Annotated in this window: 4 tRNA genes and 1 rRNA gene; all 5 read right to left on the reverse strand. The window is 54.8% G+C overall.

The window, feature by feature from the left end:
• Nucleotides 1–2: 2 nt before the first annotated feature.
• Nucleotides 3–75: transfer RNA gene (locus G9F50_RS20295), tRNA-Val, on the reverse strand.
• Nucleotides 76–85: 10 nt separating this feature from the next.
• Nucleotides 86–157, reverse strand: a tRNA-Glu gene (locus tag G9F50_RS20300).
• A gap of 36 nt (nt 158–193) precedes the next feature.
• Nucleotides 194–284 (reverse strand) — tRNA-Ser (locus G9F50_RS20305).
• Nucleotides 285–289: 5 nt separating this feature from the next.
• Nucleotides 290–364, reverse strand: a tRNA-Asn gene (locus tag G9F50_RS20310).
• Between the two features lie 9 nt (nt 365–373).
• Nucleotides 374–460 (reverse strand): 5S ribosomal RNA (gene rrf / locus G9F50_RS20315); the annotation flags it as partial.

Below are 460 nucleotides of genomic sequence, written 5' to 3' on the forward strand. Positions count from 1 at the left end.
GGTGGAGGATGACGGGCTCGAACCGCCGACCCTCTGCTTGTAAGGCAGATGCTCTCCCAGCTGAGCTAATCCTCCATCATATAAGTGACCCGTACGGGATTCGAACCCGTGTTACCGCCGTGAAAGGGCGGTGTCTTAACCGCTTGACCAACGGGCCCTGGTATTTTTTCGTTTGTTATGTATTGATAATTAGTGGCGGAGAGCAAGGGATTCGAACCCTTGAGACGGGGTTACCGCCTACACGATTTCCAATCGTGCTCCTTCGGCCACTCGGACAGCTCTCCATAAATGGCTCCGCAGGTAGGATTCGAACCTACGACCGATCGGTTAACAGCCGATAGCTCTACCACTGAGCTACTGCGGAATGAAGTCTGCCTGGCGATGTCCTACTCTCACAGGGGGAAACCCCCGACTACCATCGGCGCTGAAGAGCTTAACTTCCGTGTTCGGCATGGGAACG

It is taken from the genome of Bacillus sp. EKM206B (genome assembly GCF_011066015.1).
GTDB lineage: Bacteria > Bacillota > Bacilli > Bacillales > Bacillaceae > Bacillus > Bacillus velezensis.